General features: G+C 43.7%; 1 protein-coding gene. It reads left to right on the top strand.

The features are described 5' to 3' along the window. Window positions 1-531: aminoacyl--tRNA ligase-related protein (locus WMO25_RS18765; RefSeq protein WP_349086768.1), on the top strand; the 531-nt coding region annotated here is incomplete at both ends.

Here is a 531-nt window from a genome sequence, read left to right as displayed (position 1 = left end):
CATCTGGCTGATGGCTATGAGATGATCATGCCGCCATACATGCTTGAATATCAGTGTGGTCTGACAGCAGGTCAGTTCCCTAAGTTTGCAGATGAAGTTTATAAGATTGCTAATCCGACAGATGAAGGCAGAATTCATTACATGCTGCCTACAGCAGAAGCTGCGCTGGCATCTGTTTACAGAGATGAGATTCTGACAGAGGCTGATCTGCCGAAGAAATTCTTCTCTTACACACCATGTTTCAGAAGAGAAGCAGGTTCTTACAGAGCGGACGAAAGAGGTATGGTCAGAGGCCATCAGTTCAACAAGGTAGAGATGTTCCAGTACACACTGCCTGAGAAGTCAGATGAAGCGTTTGAAGAACTCGTAACAAAAGCTGAGAACCTTGTTAAAGGCCTTGGTTTCCACTTCAGAACTGTGAAACTGGCAGCAGGTGATTGTTCTGCATCTATGGCAAGAACATACGATATCGAGATTTCTATTCCATCTATGAATGGTTACAAAGAAGTTTCTTCTGTATCCAATGCAAGA

Origin of the sequence: Coprococcus intestinihominis (genome assembly GCF_040096555.1) — a bacterium.
GTDB classification, from domain to species: Bacteria; Bacillota; Clostridia; order Lachnospirales; family Lachnospiraceae; genus Coprococcus_A; species Coprococcus_A intestinihominis.
This window is presented reverse-complemented; position numbering and strand designations above follow the sequence as displayed.